This is a genomic window from Pseudomonas carassii (genome assembly GCF_036324045.1).
GTDB lineage: Bacteria > Pseudomonadota > Gammaproteobacteria > Pseudomonadales > Pseudomonadaceae > Aquipseudomonas > Aquipseudomonas peradeniyensis.
Genome location: NZ_JAZDCT010000003.1, coordinates 59,167 through 74,607, shown reverse-complemented (window position 1 = coordinate 74,607; position 15,441 = coordinate 59,167). Strand labels below are relative to the sequence as shown.

The window sequence follows — 15,441 nt, the reverse complement described above, 5'->3', positions numbered from 1 at the left end:
GCTATCTGTTCGAGTCGGTCAACGTCGATTATTCTCAAAAATGCATCTTAGGTTATTCCTAAAATCACTTTAATTTATTTTTTATTTCTCGCTAGAGTCTCCCGACCCAGGCCGTATGAAACTGCCCTCCACGACAGCGAGGAACGCCATGTCTATCCGATCGAAGCTGCTGGTCCTTGCCGCAGCCCTGTTGCTGGCCGGCCAGGCCATCGCGAGCGAACGCCTGACCCTGCGCATCGGCGACCAGAAGGGCAACATGCGCGCCCAGCTGGAGGCTGCCGATGCCCTGCGCGACCTGCCCTACGACATTCACTGGGCCGAATTCCCCGCCGCCGCGCCCTTGGCCGAGGCGCTCAATGCCGGGGCTATCGATGCCGGCATCATCGGTGATGCGCCGCTGTTGTTCGTGCAGGCCTCGGGGGCGCCGGTCAAGGCCATTGCCGTGGACAAGTACGACCCCTATGGCACTGCGCTGCTGGTTCGCCCCGACGCACCGCTGCACAGCGCGGCCGAGCTCAAGGGCAAGCGCATCGCCACCGGTCGTGGTTCGATCGGCCATTACCTGGCACTCAAGGCGCTGGAGCAGGCCGGGCTCAGTGAAAAGGACGTGGAGTTTCGCTTCCTTGGGCCGGTGGACGCCAAGACTGCCCTGGCCAACGGCTCGGTGGACGGCTGGTCGACCTGGGAGCCTTACACGGCGCTGGCTGAATTGAGTGGGCAGGGCAGGGTGCTGGTCAGTGGCCGTGGCCTGTCCAACGGCAACAGTTTCCTCGCCGCCACCGACCAGGCCCTGAGTGAACCGGCGCGGCGCGCTGCGCTGCAGGACTACCTCAACCGTCTGGCCGGGGCGCAGGTGTGGGCCTACCAGCACCTGGACAGCTATGCGAAGACACTCGCGGCGATCATCGGGTTTCCAGAGGCCGCTGCCCGCCGGCACTTCGAACGCAGTCAACTGCACTGGCAGGTGATCGATCCGCAGATCGTCGCCGAGCAGCAACGCACTGCCGACTTCTACCATGGCCACGGCCTGATCAACCAACGCCTCGACGTGGCACCGACCTTCGCCACCGGCTTTACCCTTCCCAGCGCCGCCAAGCTGGCTGTGCAGCCCTGACCCAGGAGATCGTCCCATGTCGTTGAAACCCTTGCGCCGCTTGGGGCTGGCGCTGCTGGCCAGTGCCTTGCTGCCGAGTTTGGCCAGTGCCGAGCAGACCTTGCGGATCGGCTACCAGAAGTCCTCGACCCTGTTGATCCTGCTCAAGGCCCGCGGCAGTCTCGAGCACCGTCTGCAGGCCCAGGACGTTCGTGTCACATGGCATGAATTCCCCAGCGGTCTGCCCCTGCTGGAGGCGCTGAACCTGGGCAATGTCGACCTGTCGGCGGATGTCGCCGACACCGTGCCGGTGTTCACCCAGGCCGCCGGCGCCAAACTCACCTATTTCGCCCGCGAAACCCCATCGCCGACAGCCCAGGCGATCCTGGTGCCGGCTGATTCGCCGTTGCGCACCCTGGCCGACCTCAAGTGCAAGCGGGTGGCCGTGACCAAGGCGGCCGGCAGCCATTACCTGCTGATCCAGGCGCTGGCCAAGGCGGGCCTGACCTTCCAGGACATCACCCCGGCCTACCTGATCCCCGCCGATGGCCGCGCCGCGTTCGAGAACCACAAGGTCGATGCCTGGGTGACCTGGGACCCCTTCGTGGCCAGCGCGCAAAACCAGCAGAACGCACGCATCCTGGTCGATGGCAGCGGGTTGGCCAGCTACCAGCGTTATTACCTGGCGGGCAGCGACTATGCCAAGGCGCATCCCGCGGTATTGCAGCAGGTCTACCTGGCCCTGCGCGAGGCCGGCGCCTGGACCAAGGCCAACCCCGCGGCGGCGGCGCGTATTCTCGGCCCGCTGTGGGGCAACCTGGACAGCGCCACGGTGCAGCAGGCCAATGCCCGGCGCAGCTATGACGTGCAGCCCGTGAGGCTGGAGAACCTGGCCGAGCAGCAACGTATTGCCGACGCGTTCTACCAGGCGGGGCTGTTACCCAAGGCGGTGGATGCACAGGCAGTGAGCCTGTTCGAGCCGCTTGACGCTCAGAGCGAGGCGCGGTTGTCGAAGTGACGGTGATCGATTGAAACGCTGGAGGTGCGCCAGACTCGGGGCTGCGCAGCGGACCGGATCTCAGCGTCAATGCAGGTATCGCCGGAGCCGCTTTGCGGCCCTTTCCGGCCGGTCCGACGCCTCGGCAAGGCCGCTCCTACAGGCTGGGGCAGGCAAGGGGGAACAGTCGACAGGCAGGTGTTCCTTGTGTGAAGCTCGAAAACTACCGATAGACAGGGCCTGGGCTCCCACCCATGTCAGGGACGGCAACGTCTCGGAGGCAGTGGGACTGTGGTCATGGACAACGCGGCAGGACAACCTCGACGTTATCAACCAAGGAGAGCGATGGATGAAACTCATTGGCATGCTGGATTCACCTTACGTGCGCCGAGTGGCGATTTCCCTCGATCTGCTGGGTGTCAGTTTCGAGCACGAGCCGTTGTCGGTATTCAGCACTTTCGAGGCGTTCTCCCGGATAAATCCAGTGGTCAAGGCACCGACCCTGGTGCTGGATGATGGTTCGGTACTCATGGATTCGACGCTGATCATCGAGTATTTCGAGCGCTTGAGCGGCCCTGGCAGCACGTTGCTGCCGCAGCAGCCGGAGGCGCTGGCCAGCGCCTTGGTTACGTTGGGACTTGCCCTGGCTGCCTGTGAAAAGGCCGTGCAGATTGTCTATGAGCACAATATGCGCCCGGCCGAAAAGCTGCATCTGCCGTGGGTCGAGCGCGCCACCCGGCAATTGCTGGCGGCATGCGCCGAACTGGACAGGCATTACGCGGCACGACCGTCGCAAACCGAGCGGCCAGACCAGGCTGCGCTCACGACTGCCGTGGCCTGGTCGTTCATGCAGCTGATGTTGCCCGAGGTGGTCAGGGCCGATGATTTTCCGTCCCTCAAGGCCCATGCGGCGCGCCTGGAACAGACCGACCTGTTCAAGCGTTATCCGATCGCCTGATGCCTGGCGTGGTCCCTCATTCGCTGTCAGGGCTGCGAAGCCGGGGTGTGCTCCAATTCGGCGACGGCCTGGTCCACGAAACTGCGCAGCTTGGGCGCCATGCGCGGGTCGCGGGCGTAGAGCAGGTGCACTTGCCGTTGCGGTGCCTTCAGCTGAGGAAACAGTTGGACCAGGCGCCCTAAGCGAAGGTCATCGGCCAGCATCATTTCCGAGCCCAGGATGATCCCCAGCCCCTCGCAAGCGGCAGTTCGCTGTGCGCGTGCGTCGTTGATCTGCAGGCGGCTGTCCTGGGCAAGCCGTTGCAGGTTTTCGCCCCCCAGCAGTTCCCATTCTTGCGTCACTGGCGAAGGCCAGGCGTTGTATCCCAGGCAATGGTGCCCTGCGAGATCATCAGGTGTCCGCGGCGTGCCGTGTGTCGCAAGATACGCGGGGGCTGCGCAGGCAATCAGGCGATAGGGCGCGAGTGGCCGGGCTACCAGGGTGGAGTCGCTCAACCGGCCGATGCGGATGACTGCATCGAAACCTTCGTCAACCAGGTCCACAATGCGGTCATTGAGCGACAATTCCACCTTCACCTGCGGGTTGCGACGCAAGTAGCGTCCAAGCACCGGGATCAGGCAGTAGTTGCCGTAGGTGACTGGCGCACTGATGCGCAGACGTCCTCGCGGCGCCAATGCATGGTTCAGGGCCAGCGCATCGGCGGCTTCCACTTCAGCCAGCACGCGTTTGCAGCGTTCGTAGTACTGCTGACCGACTTCGGTGAGATGCTGGCGCCGGGTGGTGCGGTTGAGCAGTTTCACGCCCAGTTGCTGTTCCAGCGCGCTGACGTGTTTGCCCGCCATTTGCGAGGAGATGCCCAAAGCCGCCCCGGCTGCGGAAAATGAGCCGCTGTCAGCCGCCTTGACGAACACCGCCATGCTTTGTAGTCGGTCCATTATTCCAAATCCATGGTTTCGATACTTCCAATAAAAGGCCGGTATTTAACGTATCTGGTTTCCAATAGGATCATGGCTTCAGTGCTGGCTGGCAAGTGCCTGCCGGCGTCCTCTGTAGCACAAGGCAGGAGTCGGCAATGCGTATAGGAATCATCGGGGCGGGTTTCATTGGTCGCGCCATGGGCGAACTTGCCGTGAACAACGGCTGCGAAGTCATGCTCAGTAACTCCCGTGGCCCCGAAACGCTGACCAGCATCAAGACCGACCTGGGCTGCCAGGTCGGCACGCTCGAACAGGCCGCATGCTTCGGCGAGCTGGTGCTGTTGGCCATTCCCTTCAACCGCTACCGCGACCTGCCGGCACACGTGTTCGCCGACAGGGTGGTGCTGGATGCCGGCAACTACTATCCGCAGCGCGATGGCCAGATCGTGGCGTTGGACAGTCGGCATACCACCACCAGCGAGATGCTGGCGCGGCACCTGGATGGTGCCCGCGTGGTCAAGGCGTTCAACGCCATTCTTGCTCGCGACCTGGTTGCCGACGCGCGCCCGGCCGGTTCGGCGTGGCGCCGAGCGTTGCCGATAGCAGGCGATGACGCGCAAGCCAAGCAAGTGGTCAGCGCGCTGCACGAGCGTTTCGGTTATGACGTGATCGACGCTGGGGCGCTCGTCGAAGGGCGTCGTTTTGAGCGCGCGCGTCCTGCCTACTGTCGTCGTCTGGACAGTGCGGGCCTGCGCGCAGCCTTGGCCGACGAAGGCCCCGATCAGGCCGAAGGCGCCTGGCGTGAGTGATAACGTGCGCGCAAATGATCGGCCGGCGCCTGTTCAGGCAAGTCGATCACGTAATGAACGCAACGTTTCCATGGCTGGTTCAGGCGCCCCAGTGCCTATGCGTATTGGCGCTCAACCCAGCTCCTGCTGGTAGCGTTCCACTTCCTCGAACAGCCAGGTGACGAACTGGTGGCGCTTGACGCCGGGGCGTTCGCGCTCCGGCAGGACCAGCCAGTACGGGTAGTTGTACGGCGCCACGTAGTCGCTCAATTGCACCAGTTCGCCCCGGCGGATGGCCTCGTGGACCAGGCTGCGCCGCAGCAGGGCGATGCCCTGGCGCAGGCGCACCGCTTCGAGCACAAGGTTCGAGTCGTTGCTGCACAGGCCGCTGCGCGGCACCTCGGTGTCCAACCCTGCCGCCTGGCACCAGGGTTGCCAGGGATCCATGGTGAAGATGATCCGGCTGTCGACGATTGCCTGCGGGGTGCGCGGCAGGTCGCCGTCGCGAAAGCCAGGCGCTGCCACCACCACCAGTTCGTCATGGAACATCAGGCGTTTCTCCAGGCCCGGCCAGTCGCCACGGCCCATGCGAATGCCCAGGTCGATGGTCTCCTGGGCCAGGTTGGAAAGACTCAGACTGGCCTGCAGGCGCACGGAAAACCCGGGGTGGCGTTCCAGGAAGCGTTCGATCCGCGGCAGCAACCAGGAATGACCGAACGAAGGCATCACCGCCACCACCAGCTCCGTGGCCCGGGGCTGTGCCTTGATCTGTCGGGTCGCCTCGGTCAGCGCACTCAGGGTCTGGCGTACCTGCAACGCGTAGAGGCGGCCATCCTCGCTGACCTGCAAGGTCCTGCCGTCGCGGATGAACAGCCCGACCTCGAGCATGTCTTCGAGTGACTTGAGTTGCTGGCTGATCGCCGAGTGGGTGACGTGGAGCTCCTGCGCCGCCAGGGTCACGCTGCCCAGGCGCGCGACGGCCTCGAAACTGCGCAGGCTGCTGAGGGGAGGGATCACCGACATGTTAGTTTTCCTTACATTAACCGGAAATAAATATAAATATTATCACCTGCTGAAACCTCATATTGTAAGCCTGGCTACCAGGGTCTGTGCGAAATGTGTCTGCGCGAAGGTCAGACAAGGCGAAACGGGGGGAGGAAGCGGAGTGTACTGGAGTACATGAGCATTCCGAGCCCCGTTTCAACGCAGTATGGGCGAGTGCAGATACATTTCGGGCAGAGCCTGAGTGCTCATAAGGGGCCGTGTGCTTGCGTTAAGCGGGAGGTGTGCGATGAGAATTGCCTGGACGTCATCGGGGTCGGTGATCGCCCCGCTTTCAGGGTTCGACCCTGACGGTATGCAGGTGATCTTGACCCGCACCCAGTTGCTGTCGTTGGACACTCGAAGGCCGATCCTGGCCCGCTCGATCAGCGGCACCCACTGGATCAGCTGGCGTGGCCGTGACCTGCTGCTGGCACAGGGACAGAGCGTCGTGTTGCATGCCGGGCAGGCGCTGGTCAACGGCGAGGGCGTTTTTGCCTTCGCGCCGAGCCAGCCGCTGCCCGCTCACAATTACCTGGGCGCACTGCGCCGCTGGCTGAAGACAGGGCTGCCGACCCTGCAACCTTCGGCCCTGCATATCGACATCGTGTGAGAGGGGGCAAGGATGGCATTGCACACTCGGCAGTCGGACGGCCGCTTGATTCTGATCGTGACCTTGCTCGCCTCGACGTTTCTCATGGGGTCGAGCTTCATTTCCGGAAAGGTCCTCCTCGATCAGGGGTTCCCCCCGTTTCTTCTGGTCGGTTGGCGTTTTTTCGTCGCGGCCCTGGCGACCTTGCCGCTGGTTCTGCTGGACGGTCGCTCGTTGTTCGCCGCGCTATTTCCGCGTGGTGTGCGGGGCAGGGAAGCACTGATCGTCATGCTTATCGGCCTGGCCCAGACCGCCGCGGTGATGAGCCTGCTGTTCCTGGCCATGCAGACCCTGTCGGCCGCCGCCGCCGCCATTTTGCTGTTCACCAATCCCCTGTGGGTGGCCCTGGCCAGTCGCGTGCTGTTTGCCGAGCGTCTGGGCCTGGCGCGCCTGAGCGGGCTGCTGCTGGGCATCGTCGGGGTGGCCCTGGCGATCGGTCCCGAGGCGTTGCTCAGCAGTGACCCGGCCATGCTGGGCGGCCTTGCCTATGGACTGGCCTCGGCGCTGTGCTGGGCGGCGGCGACCCTGATCAACAAGCGCAGCCGCCTGTCGCTGGGCAACTGGTCGCTGAGCTTCTGGCAGATGTTCATCGGTTCGCTGTTCGTGCTGCTGGCGGCCAGCTTTACCGGCGAACACTGGCCTGTGAGCGTCAGCGCGGCGCAGTGGGGGTGGTTCCTGTGGCTGGCGATTCCAGCCTCCACCGGATCGTTCGGCCTGTGGTTCCTGGCGCTGAAGAAGGGCAATGCCACCCGGGTCAGTGGCTTTCTATTTTTCGCGCCGCTGTTCGCGGTGCTGATGTCGTTCAGCGTGCTCGGCACGCAACTGTCCTGGGTGCAAGGTCTTGGGGCGCTGGCGATAGCGCTGGCGATCTGGCTGGTGAACAGCCGCGCGTGAGCCCCTCATGAACAATCGGGAACTGGAGACACCAGGATGGATCTTGACGTGATCGAAGCGCTTTCCAGTCTTGCCCACAGCAACCGCGAGCGCTGGCAGGCCACGCTCCACGAGCAGTTGCAGCGGTTGGGCGTTGCCCATTTTCGCCTGCGCCTGAGTTCGGGAGCGCATGCCGTGGATATCGCCAGCTTTGCCGCTGACGCTCCCGAGCAGGAACATGGCGCTCGGGACCAGGCTGCATGGAGCATCCTGCCGGTTACCTGGGCGCGCTCCACGCCCGAGGTGGAGCGCACGCTGCATGGCATGACCTTCGCCCTCCTGGGGCCGCAGGGGCAGTCCGGTACCTTGGACATCTTCTCTGGCAGCCACGACGAAAAACAGGCCGTGGCGACCTTTCGTGCCAACCTGCCGATGTTGTCGCTGCTCAAGGACTGCGCGCTGCAGGGGGCGCTGGGTTTGCTTCAGGCACAGGGCACCATCAAGCTGACCAAGCGCGAGACGGAAGTGCTGCGCTGGAGCGCCATCGGCAAGACCAACTGGGAAATCTCCAACATCTGCAACCGCTCCGAAGCCTGCATCGATTTCCACTTCAAGAACATCCGTCGCAAGTTCGGCGTGAGCACCCGCAGCGCGGCAGCCGTGCAGGCGTTGGCCATGCAGCTCATCCAGATTTAGTGGCTGGCGCGGCCAGCCAGTTCAGCGACAGCGCGTCGGTGCCTGGCAGGCCGAGGTCGATTACACGAGGTTGCAGGGTATCCAGCGGTTCGCCGCAGACCAGCGTGCCGATACCTTCACCCGAGGTCGGGCGGAAGCTGAGTTGGGCAGTATCGGGCCCCAGGGCGCACAGGCAGCGGCACTCGCCGCGAATGCCGATGCCCAGGTATTTCAGTACCGCTTCGCGGCGTGTCCATAACCAGACGAACGCCTCTTCTCTTTGCTGTTCCGGCCGTGCCGCCAGCCAGTGCTGTTCGCAGGCGCAGCAATAACGTCGTGCCGCGCTGGCCCAGAACACCGGCGCCGGGTCGCTTTCATAGTCGATGCCGATCGGCTGTCGGGCCAGCGCCGCCACGCCCAAGCGGGCACCATAGGCCAAGCTGACGTACAGCGTGTGCCCGGCGCCGAGCGACAACCGCCCGTAGTTGTCCCGAGTGATCGAAACGGCTTCGCTCCCGCTACCCGGAAAGTCGCGAGAGGCGATGCGCAAGGCGATGCGGCCATTGACAAAGCGCACCAGATGGCGACCGGAAAGCGTCTGCGCATGGCCCAGATCCGCAGCCGTGAGGTGTTCCCACCATTCGCCGCTCGCCAGCCGCTCGAGCGAAAACAGCAGCACCTGCGGTGTGATCACGTCGCCACGCCCAGGTTGTGGCGTACCTGCAGGCCAGCGAAGACGAAGGCATAGCCACCGGCAAGCAACAGCACTGGGAGCAGGGTGGCCAGCGGATGTGGCGTGCCGAGCAGCCCATGCACGGCGAACAGCGCGCCGGCATACAGCAGCATGGCTGTCGCGCCGGCCCGCGCGGCGGCCGGGTAACGCCGGCTGTCACCCACCAGGCGGTTGATCAGGGCCGAAAAGGCGAAGGTCGCGATGAAACTGAGCAGCCACTGCCCCGTGGCCGACAGCAGCATCTGGCCCGGCGTCTGGCCGCGCGCCGAGTACGCGACCCAGCCGGCATACAGACAGGCAGAAAACAGCGAGCCGAGCCACTTGACCCGTGTCGGATCAGCCAAGGAATTTGCCGAAGACACTGGCGATCCCCCGTTTCAGGCGCAGGTGCAGTGCGCGAACTTGGAAGGTCCTGGCCACCTGGGGCAGGTTGTACGGGGTGATGCTGTGTTCGATGGTCGGCCCGAACACGTACAGCCAGTGCAGCAGGCCACGGTCCAGGCTTGCGAGCAACTGGCCCACATCGAAGTACATGATTCGCACCCGCTCACCACTGTAGGGATGCTGCTTGTGTATGGGCAGGCAGCGCGCGCCGAGTTTTACATAGATCGGCACCAGCACCTCGATGGCGTCGAGGACGATGTAGCGGCTGCGCAGATGCAAGGTGATCCGTCCCAGTTCCCGCAACAGCGCGAGCATCACGCGATGCCCGGCATACTCCGGGTGGATCGCGACGCGGGACATCTCGACGAAACCGGCGTCCCACAGCCACTGCGGCAACGGTGTCGCCACCTCGATCTCGCAGCGGCCACGGTGACCGTCATTGACCACCACCCGGCCGGAACCGACGCATTTGCTGCCCAGAGACGCGGCGACATGGATGGAATAGGGATCGAATTCGTCCCACAGGCTCCAGGCGCTTTCCACATCGCCCAGGCGCCCATAATGGCGGTTGGCGGCCAGGCGACAGGCCAGCACCTCGTGCATCAGGTCGTTGGCGTTGACGATGTTCACCGCCAGCAGGCGGTCGATGGCCGTCGATTTGCGCAGGGCGGCGGGCAGGCAGTCGAAACTGAAGCGCTCGCGCTGGCACAGCAGCAACAGCGCCAGGGCCTGGCTCGACGCCGGGTCGAGCACACGGAAGCTGTAACTGCGTTGATCATCCGACAGGTGAACGCCGGTCACCTGCACCCGCACTCGGCAGGTGCCGCTCCAGCGACATTCCAGGGTGAGCTCCAGGTCGATGCCGGGCAGCAGGCCCGGATCGTGAGGGAGGGCGCGGAACTCTCCACAGTAGGGATCCAGATGGCCAAGTTCGACGCCAAAGCAGCGCCGGAACAGCACCGGGCTGCTGGCGCTGGCGCTGAGTAAAGGCGCCTGCCAGTGGGCATCCGCCGGCAGATAGTCCGGGCGCGGGCTGAGCAGGCTGGCAGTCAGTCGGGTGCGGCCGCGGGCGACGCCCACGACCTGCAGCGAAACCGGCAGGGCCGGGTGATGCAGGGTCTGCCGGTAGCTGATCGTGAGCAGATGATGGTCCTCGGGAAACGTATTCTGTTGCAGGTCGACCAGGCAGTGGTGCTGGTCGAGCATCTCCAGCAGTGCGGGCATCCGCGCCCCGGCGTACCACACCTGTACGGGAATACGGTGCGCCTGGCCTGGAACCAGGTCCTGGATGAGGCTTGAGAGAGGAAAATCGCAGGCGCGGGTTGTCGACAACCCGCCAGAGGGAGCTGGCATGTCTCGATCCTCATCGATAGCGGCGCGGGCCGTGACGGGCGGCCCGCGCCATTAGGTCAGGCGCTCAGCGAGTGCCTGAAGTCCTGCAGCAGTTCGAAGCCTTGTGGCCACTGACCAAGCTTGGACTTGCCGTTGATGTGCCCCAGCGCGCCGAGGTTGCTGAAGGAGCAGCCCAGGTGCTGCGCGCTGCGTCCGACATAGGCCAGGTCGCCGTAAGGGTCGTTGTCGCTGGCGATGATGGTCAGTGGGAACGGCGCGTCCAGGTGGTCCGCCGGACGAAACCCCAGGGCCTCAGGCGGGAAGCTGTCGCTGGCAGGATCAGGCACCGCCACCAGGAAGGCGCCGAGGATCTTGTCCGATCGATGGCGAGTGGCCCATTCCAGCAGCAACAGACAACCCAGGCTGTGGGCGACGATGACCACCGGCCGGGTCAGGGCCTGCAGCATACCCTGCAGTTCATCGACCCACTCCTCGCACAGCGGCGCTTCCCAGTCGCGGTGTTCCAGCCACAGACAGTTGTCATGCCCGGCCTGCCAGTGGCGCTGCCAGTGCGATTTGCCGGAGTTGCCGACCCCCGCCAGGAACAGCCAGTCGTGACCCTGTTCAGACTTCATATTCCACCCCCACGCCGTCGAAGCGCAGCCGATCCTGGACCAGCACCTGCTCGCCGTGCTTGTCGAAGCCCTCCAGCAGCCCTGCTTCCATCAGGCGGATGACGAACTGCGACGAGTTCACTTCGCCCACCTCGTTGAGGCGGATCATCAACTCCTTGTAGCCGAAGTGCTCCTCGTGCAGGGCCTGGACCACGCCGAGCAACGGCTCGCTCACGGCGTACTTGGTCATGTCCTTGCCCGCGCCGTTGCACAGGATGCGCTGCGACTGCAGCTTGAAGCTCTGTGGCTCGATCTTGAAGAAGCCCTCGGTGCCGACCTGCGCGCCCTGCCATTCGAAGCGCACGATGCGGTTCAGCTGCTTGGTCAGCTCAGAGATCCAGCGCACCCGCGCCGGGTTGAGTTCGGCGTCCATGAACTCGTCGGTGAGGCCCTGGCGCTGGTGGCGGCCGATGGCGATCATGGTTGCGGCACGATCCTTGAAGTTGCCGATCTGCGGACGGCGCTGGTTCTCTGCGCCGACCAACTGCTCGAACCACTCCTTGCGCTTGAAGCGTTCGTCGGCCGACTCCGAGATGCGGCGCTTGGTCCAGAACGCCGACTCCGGCTCGGTGAACGAGGCGAAGGTGTAGAAGGATGCGAGAAACTCGTGGTACTGGTTGTAGGTTTCGCGGTAGGTGCGGTTGTACCAGGCGTGGACCTCGTCGCTCTGCTCCGGCTGGTTCATCAGGTAGTCGATGCTCGCCGCCGCGCTGACCGCCGACTGCGACGCCAGGTGCACGCCCTGGGAGAACAGCGGGTCGGTGAAGCAGGCCGAATCGCCACAGAGGAAGAAGCGCTGGCGCGAGAAGCACGAGGTTTCGTAGGACCAGTCCCTGACCAGCTTGACCTCTTCGCGGCGCTGCACCCCCTTGAGGATTGCCAGCGCCCGTTCGCTCTTGGCCAGGGTCTTGTCGTAGAACTGTTCGAGGCCCTCGGCCTTGATGTCCGCCAGCTTGCTCTGGTCGACGATCACGCCGACGCTGTAGACTCCACCCTTGAGCGGGATCATCCAGACCCAGCCGTCCTCGAAGGTGATCGAGAAGGTGGTGCCGTTGAGGTCGTTCTGGAATGGGTCGGGGGTCTCGAAGTACGACCACAGGGCCACGCTCTTGTAGAACTCGTCGTATTCGCGCAGCCCCAGCTTGCGCACCAACGGGCTGTTGCTGCCCGATGCATCGATCAGGTAGTCGGCGCTGAACTCACTGCTTTCGTTGCGATGGCGCACCTGGACGCTGACCCGATCGGCCTGCTCGACATCCACCTCGGTCACCACGGCTTCCTCGAACACCTGCACGCCGCGTTCACGACAGGTTTCCAGGAGCATCTGGTCGAACTCCGAGCGCAGTACCTGAATGGCATGGTCGAAGACCCAGTCCTCGGTCTTGGGTGTGGTGAAGGAGAAAGTCCAGGGCGCTTCGGTCTTGCCCCAGAGGAAGGTGGCCGAGGGCTTTTGCACGTAGCCTGCGGCATCGATCTTGTCGCTCAGACCGAGTCGATGGAGGATCGACAGGGTGCCGGGCAGGAACGACTCGCCCACCCGGTAGCGGGGGAATTTCTCTTTCTCGAACACGGTGACCTGATGGCCGAGCTTCTGCAGGGTCAGGGCCGCGATACTGCCGGCCGGTCCACCGCCCATGACGATGACTTTGGCTTTTTTGCTCATGCGTTGTGACTCCCTTCAACCAGTTGAATGATTTTTTGTCGTGCCGAGGAACTGCAATGCGAGCGTGCAGGGATCTGTTCGCTGAGGGTCGTTGCGGCCTGCACGGTGACGTCGTCGCCGATCGTCGTCTGGGGCACCACGACGGTGCTCAGGCCGAAGAAGCAGCGACTGCCGACTGCCACGCTGTTGCCCGCGTTGAAGTTCGGAGAAAAGAAGTTGTTGTCGCCCAGGACGCTGTGGTGGCCGATGCAGCAGTGGTAATTGATCATGTTCCACGAGCCGAGCCGGACGTTGACGCCCAGGTAGCTGTCGGCGGCGATGACGTTGCCGCGGCTCGCGGACAGGTCCAGGTGGTGGCGGACGGCGGGGTGGACGAAGTTCGGCGCCGCCAGGCGGCCGTCATTGAAGTAACGGTCGATCAACTGCTGGCGCCGGGCGATGTCGTTGACCCCAAGCACATAGCGATGGCTGCTCGAGAGCGTCGCGTCGCTGTCCAGCAGCGCGTCCAGGGGCAGATGGCTCAGGCTGGCCGTTGGCTCGATCTCGCGCAGGTAGCTGGCCAGCTCCAGCGCGAAGCGGTCGTTGCCGAGGATGACGATCGCGCTCATGGGGTCACCACCCGGGACTTCTTGAAGCGGCTGGAAAAGGCGATCTGCTCGACCTGATTGATTTTCACCGGCAGCTTGTAGGCCTCCAGGTGCTGCCCCAGGTATTCCAGGACATGGCGCTTGAGCGCCTTGCGGCACTCGATGGCACTGGACTTCACGTCCATGTGCACGGCTTGGCCGGTGATGGCATTGGCCACCCCGTAGACCAGGCAGTCGTCGATCAGCTCGCTCTTGAGCAGGAGGTTTTCGATCTCCATGGGCAGGACCTTGAGGCCGCCGACATTGATCAGTTCTTTCTGGCGACCCTGGATGCGCAGGTAGCCTTCGGCGTTCTGCTCGACCAGGTCGCCGGTACGGAACCAACCGTCCTCGGTGACGTTGTCAGTGGCCTGGTTGAGGTAACCCAGGAACTGGCTCTGGGTCTTGAGCTGCAGCTCGCCGTCGACGATGCGAAATTCGGTGCCGTCGTCTGCCAGCTTGAAGAAGGTGCTGGCCGAGGATTGGCTGACGGTGGTGCTGATCCCGGTTTCGCTGGTGCCGAAGGTCTGCAGCATGCGTGCCTTGGGGAAGGCGCGCTGGATGCGTTCGAGCAGGCTGGGCTGCATGGCCTCGGTGCCGTAGGTGATCAGGCGCACGCACGACAAGTCGTGCAGCTCGTGATGGTGGCCCATCAGGATCAGGTTGAGGAAGGTCGGGCTGACCGGCAGCACCTTGATCGCGTAGCGCTCGATCAGGGCGCAGACAGCCTCGGGGGAGCGCTCGCTGGGCAGCACGGCACAGCCGCCGACGGTCAGGCTGTTGATCAGCGAGTTGAGGCCACCGATATGGTCGAACAGCAGGAACATCAGCAGGGTGGTGGGTTTCTTGCGGGGTTTGCCGAGCTTGGGCAACACCAGTTCGTCGAAGTCGTGCAGGATGGCCTTGGGCGCACCGGTACTGCCGCTGCTGAGCAGCACCAGGCCGGCTCGGCCCTGTTCGCGAAGACGCTGGTAGTGGGCCGGCGCGGGGGCGTCGGACAGAGGCTCCAGCGCCTGCGCGCGCGGGCCGGCGGCCCCGGGCTCGACAAGATAAGTGCACTGGGCCGCCTCGCGCAGGGTGCTGACATTGCGTTCGCCAGCTTCGACCAGGGGCGCGACGATATTGCGGTTCAGGTAGAGCGCCAGGAGCGTGGCGACGGTCGCCAGGTCATAGTCGCCGTTGAGGATCACCGCATTCCCCGGCTGCACCCCTTGTGCCCGCAGCGTCTGCCAGGCGGCTTCGGTTTCCTGGCACAGGCGCGCGTAGCTGTACGCCTGGTCGTCGTGGATCAGGGCCACGCTGTCGGCGCAGGCCGCCAGTGTTTCCAGTAAAGGATGACTCACTGCACACCTCCCAGGCTCAAGGTTTCTCCGGTGATGAAGGACGATTGTTCCGAGATCAGGAACTCCAGTGGCCCGATCACGTCGGCTAGCACGCAAGGCCTGGGAATGGCTTGGCGTTCGATCATTTTCTGCTTGATCTCCTGGGGCAGTGTCCGGGTCATGGAGCTGCGAAACAGCGGCAGCGCGAGGGTGTTGATGCGTATGTCGAAGCCGTACAGTTCCTTGCTCAGGGTGCGGGTCAACTGCTCGACCGCGGCCTTGCTCGCCGCGTACACCGACTGCCCGGGTATCGCCCAGGCGGTCGCCACGGTCGACAGCATGACCACGGCGCAGGGGGCAGGGGTCTTCTGCATCAGCTTGGCGGCCTCGCGAGTGACGTTGATCAGCCCGAAGACGTTGCTGGCGAACAGTTCGCGGGTGGTGTCCTCGGGCGTCAGCAGGAACGGCGCCATGCTGGCTTGCGCCGCGTTGTTGACCAGTACGTCGAGTCGGCCATGGGTCAGGCGGATCTGCTTGAGCATGCGGCGCACGGCCAGCGGATCGGCCAGGTCGAGCGCGAAGTGCTGGTAGCCTGGATGCTCGATGGAACCTTCGCCGCGGCTGCAACCGATGACCTGATGGCCTTGGCCGAGAAAGTGCTGGGCCAGTTCCTTGCCGATGCCTTTGCGCGTGCCGGTGATTAATAGAATCAT

Annotated in this window: 17 protein-coding genes; 7 read left to right on the top strand and 10 right to left on the bottom strand. The window is 64.1% G+C overall.

Translation table 11 applies throughout. The features are described 5' to 3' along the window. Positions 1-148 precede the first annotated feature (148 nt). The 3 genes from V0R62_RS03010 to V0R62_RS03000 all read left to right on the top strand — a co-directional run bounded on the left by V0R62_RS03010 (position 149) and on the right by V0R62_RS03000 (position 3,048). Complete coding sequence (locus tag V0R62_RS03010; RefSeq protein WP_330102678.1) at positions 149-1,114, top strand: ABC transporter substrate-binding protein; 966 nt, start codon at positions 149-151, stop codon at positions 1,112-1,114. Positions 1,115-1,130: 16 nt separating this feature from the next. Beyond that, the gene (locus V0R62_RS03005) at positions 1,131-2,111 is read left to right on the top strand and encodes an aliphatic sulfonate ABC transporter substrate-binding protein (RefSeq protein ID WP_330102677.1); all 981 of its coding nucleotides are present in this window, start codon (positions 1,131-1,133) and stop codon (positions 2,109-2,111) included. A 328-nt stretch (positions 2,112-2,439) separates the two neighbouring features. Continuing rightward, a complete protein-coding gene (locus V0R62_RS03000; RefSeq protein ID WP_330102676.1) occupies positions 2,440-3,048 on the top strand; it encodes a glutathione S-transferase in 609 nt (202 codons plus the stop codon). 26 nt (positions 3,049-3,074) lie between these two features. Here V0R62_RS03000 and V0R62_RS02995 read toward each other — a convergent pair whose 3' ends face one another. Further along, positions 3,075-3,983, bottom strand: a complete 909-nt coding sequence (locus V0R62_RS02995) for a LysR family transcriptional regulator (RefSeq protein ID WP_330102675.1) — start codon at positions 3,981-3,983, stop codon at positions 3,075-3,077. A 137-nt stretch (positions 3,984-4,120) separates the two neighbouring features. Here V0R62_RS02995 and V0R62_RS02990 point away from each other — a divergent pair, with 137 nt between their 5' ends. Beyond that, the gene (locus V0R62_RS02990) at positions 4,121-4,774 is read left to right on the top strand and encodes an NADPH-dependent F420 reductase (RefSeq protein WP_330102674.1); all 654 of its coding nucleotides are present in this window, start codon (positions 4,121-4,123) and stop codon (positions 4,772-4,774) included. A 111-nt stretch (positions 4,775-4,885) separates the two neighbouring features. On the opposite strand, the gene V0R62_RS02985 is transcribed toward V0R62_RS02990, so the two are convergent. Beyond that, entirely contained in the window at positions 4,886-5,776 is an 891-nt protein-coding gene (locus tag V0R62_RS02985) for a LysR substrate-binding domain-containing protein (protein ID WP_330102673.1), read from the bottom strand. A gap of 268 nt (positions 5,777-6,044) precedes the next feature. Here V0R62_RS02985 and V0R62_RS02980 point away from each other — a divergent pair, with 268 nt between their 5' ends. Genes V0R62_RS02980 through V0R62_RS02970 form a run of 3 tightly spaced genes read left to right on the top strand, consistent with a single transcriptional unit; the run spans position 6,045 to position 8,015 of the window. Further along, on the top strand, positions 6,045-6,407 hold the full coding sequence (locus tag V0R62_RS02980) for a hypothetical protein (protein ID WP_330102672.1): 363 nt from the start codon (positions 6,045-6,047) through the stop codon (positions 6,405-6,407). A 12-nt stretch (positions 6,408-6,419) separates the two neighbouring features. Beyond that, on the top strand, positions 6,420-7,340 hold the full coding sequence (locus V0R62_RS02975) for a DMT family transporter (protein WP_330102671.1): 921 nt from the start codon (positions 6,420-6,422) through the stop codon (positions 7,338-7,340). Between the two features lie 36 nt (positions 7,341-7,376). Next, positions 7,377-8,015: a response regulator transcription factor gene (locus V0R62_RS02970; protein ID WP_330102670.1), complete on the top strand. Its 639-nt coding sequence runs from the start codon at positions 7,377-7,379 to the stop codon at positions 8,013-8,015. Here V0R62_RS02970 and V0R62_RS02965 read toward each other — a convergent pair. Genes V0R62_RS02965 through V0R62_RS02930 form a run of 8 tightly spaced genes read right to left on the bottom strand, consistent with a single transcriptional unit; the run spans position 8,002 to position 15,441 of the window. Beyond that, on the bottom strand, positions 8,002-8,688 hold the full coding sequence (locus V0R62_RS02965) for a 4'-phosphopantetheinyl transferase family protein (protein WP_330102669.1): 687 nt from the start codon (positions 8,686-8,688) through the stop codon (positions 8,002-8,004). The two genes, V0R62_RS02970 and V0R62_RS02965, sit on opposite strands and share 14 nt — an antisense overlap. After that, positions 8,685-9,071: a hypothetical protein gene (locus V0R62_RS02960; protein ID WP_330102668.1), complete on the bottom strand. Its 387-nt coding sequence runs from the start codon at positions 9,069-9,071 to the stop codon at positions 8,685-8,687. The genes V0R62_RS02965 and V0R62_RS02960 overlap by 4 nt, the downstream gene beginning before the upstream one ends. Beyond that, a complete protein-coding gene (locus V0R62_RS02955) occupies positions 9,064-10,464 on the bottom strand; it encodes a GNAT family N-acetyltransferase (RefSeq protein WP_330102667.1) in 1,401 nt (466 codons plus the stop codon). The genes V0R62_RS02960 and V0R62_RS02955 overlap by 8 nt, the downstream gene beginning before the upstream one ends. A 56-nt stretch (positions 10,465-10,520) precedes the next feature. Next, a complete protein-coding gene (locus V0R62_RS02950; RefSeq protein ID WP_330102666.1) occupies positions 10,521-11,078 on the bottom strand; it encodes an RBBP9/YdeN family alpha/beta hydrolase in 558 nt (185 codons plus the stop codon). Then, on the bottom strand, positions 11,068-12,780 hold the full coding sequence (gene cmlS, locus V0R62_RS02945) for a chloramphenicol-biosynthetic FADH2-dependent halogenase CmlS (RefSeq protein ID WP_330102665.1): 1,713 nt from the start codon (positions 12,778-12,780) through the stop codon (positions 11,068-11,070). The genes V0R62_RS02950 and cmlS overlap by 11 nt, the downstream gene beginning before the upstream one ends. Then, positions 12,777-13,388, bottom strand: coding sequence for an LbetaH domain-containing protein (locus V0R62_RS02940; RefSeq protein WP_330102664.1), 612 nt, complete (start codon positions 13,386-13,388; stop codon positions 12,777-12,779). Before V0R62_RS02940 ends, cmlS begins: the two co-directional genes overlap by 4 nt. Next, on the bottom strand, positions 13,385-14,749 hold the full coding sequence (locus tag V0R62_RS02935; RefSeq protein WP_330102663.1) for a long-chain fatty acid--CoA ligase: 1,365 nt from the start codon (positions 14,747-14,749) through the stop codon (positions 13,385-13,387). Before V0R62_RS02935 ends, V0R62_RS02940 begins: the two co-directional genes overlap by 4 nt. Continuing rightward, positions 14,746-15,441, bottom strand: coding sequence for an SDR family NAD(P)-dependent oxidoreductase (locus V0R62_RS02930; protein ID WP_330102662.1), 696 nt, complete (start codon positions 15,439-15,441; stop codon positions 14,746-14,748). Before V0R62_RS02930 ends, V0R62_RS02935 begins: the two co-directional genes overlap by 4 nt.

Bases quoted from the DNA above. Each gene is read 5' to 3' on its own strand.
- V0R62_RS03010 (WP_330102678.1), top strand. From the start codon at position 149: ATGTCTATCCGATCGAAGCTGCTGGTCCTTGCCGCAGCCCTGTTGCTG.
- V0R62_RS03005 (WP_330102677.1), top strand. From the start codon at position 1,131: ATGTCGTTGAAACCCTTGCGCCGCTTGGGGCTGGCGCTGCTGGCCAGT.
- V0R62_RS03000 (WP_330102676.1), top strand. From the start codon at position 2,440: ATGAAACTCATTGGCATGCTGGATTCACCTTACGTGCGCCGAGTGGCG.
- V0R62_RS02995 (WP_330102675.1), bottom strand. From the start codon at position 3,983: ATGGACCGACTACAAAGCATGGCGGTGTTCGTCAAGGCGGCTGACAGC.
- V0R62_RS02990 (WP_330102674.1), top strand. From the start codon at position 4,121: ATGCGTATAGGAATCATCGGGGCGGGTTTCATTGGTCGCGCCATGGGC.
- V0R62_RS02985 (WP_330102673.1), bottom strand. From the start codon at position 5,776: ATGTCGGTGATCCCTCCCCTCAGCAGCCTGCGCAGTTTCGAGGCCGTC.
- V0R62_RS02980 (WP_330102672.1), top strand. From the start codon at position 6,045: ATGAGAATTGCCTGGACGTCATCGGGGTCGGTGATCGCCCCGCTTTCA.
- V0R62_RS02975 (WP_330102671.1), top strand. From the start codon at position 6,420: ATGGCATTGCACACTCGGCAGTCGGACGGCCGCTTGATTCTGATCGTG.
- V0R62_RS02970 (WP_330102670.1), top strand. From the start codon at position 7,377: ATGGATCTTGACGTGATCGAAGCGCTTTCCAGTCTTGCCCACAGCAAC.
- V0R62_RS02955 (WP_330102667.1), bottom strand. From the start codon at position 10,464: ATGCCAGCTCCCTCTGGCGGGTTGTCGACAACCCGCGCCTGCGATTTT.
- V0R62_RS02950 (WP_330102666.1), bottom strand. From the start codon at position 11,078: ATGAAGTCTGAACAGGGTCACGACTGGCTGTTCCTGGCGGGGGTCGGC.
- cmlS (WP_330102665.1), bottom strand. From the start codon at position 12,780: ATGAGCAAAAAAGCCAAAGTCATCGTCATGGGCGGTGGACCGGCCGGC.
- V0R62_RS02940 (WP_330102664.1), bottom strand. From the start codon at position 13,388: ATGAGCGCGATCGTCATCCTCGGCAACGACCGCTTCGCGCTGGAGCTG.
- V0R62_RS02930 (WP_330102662.1), bottom strand. From the start codon at position 15,441: ATGATTCTATTAATCACCGGCACGCGCAAAGGCATCGGCAAGGAACTG.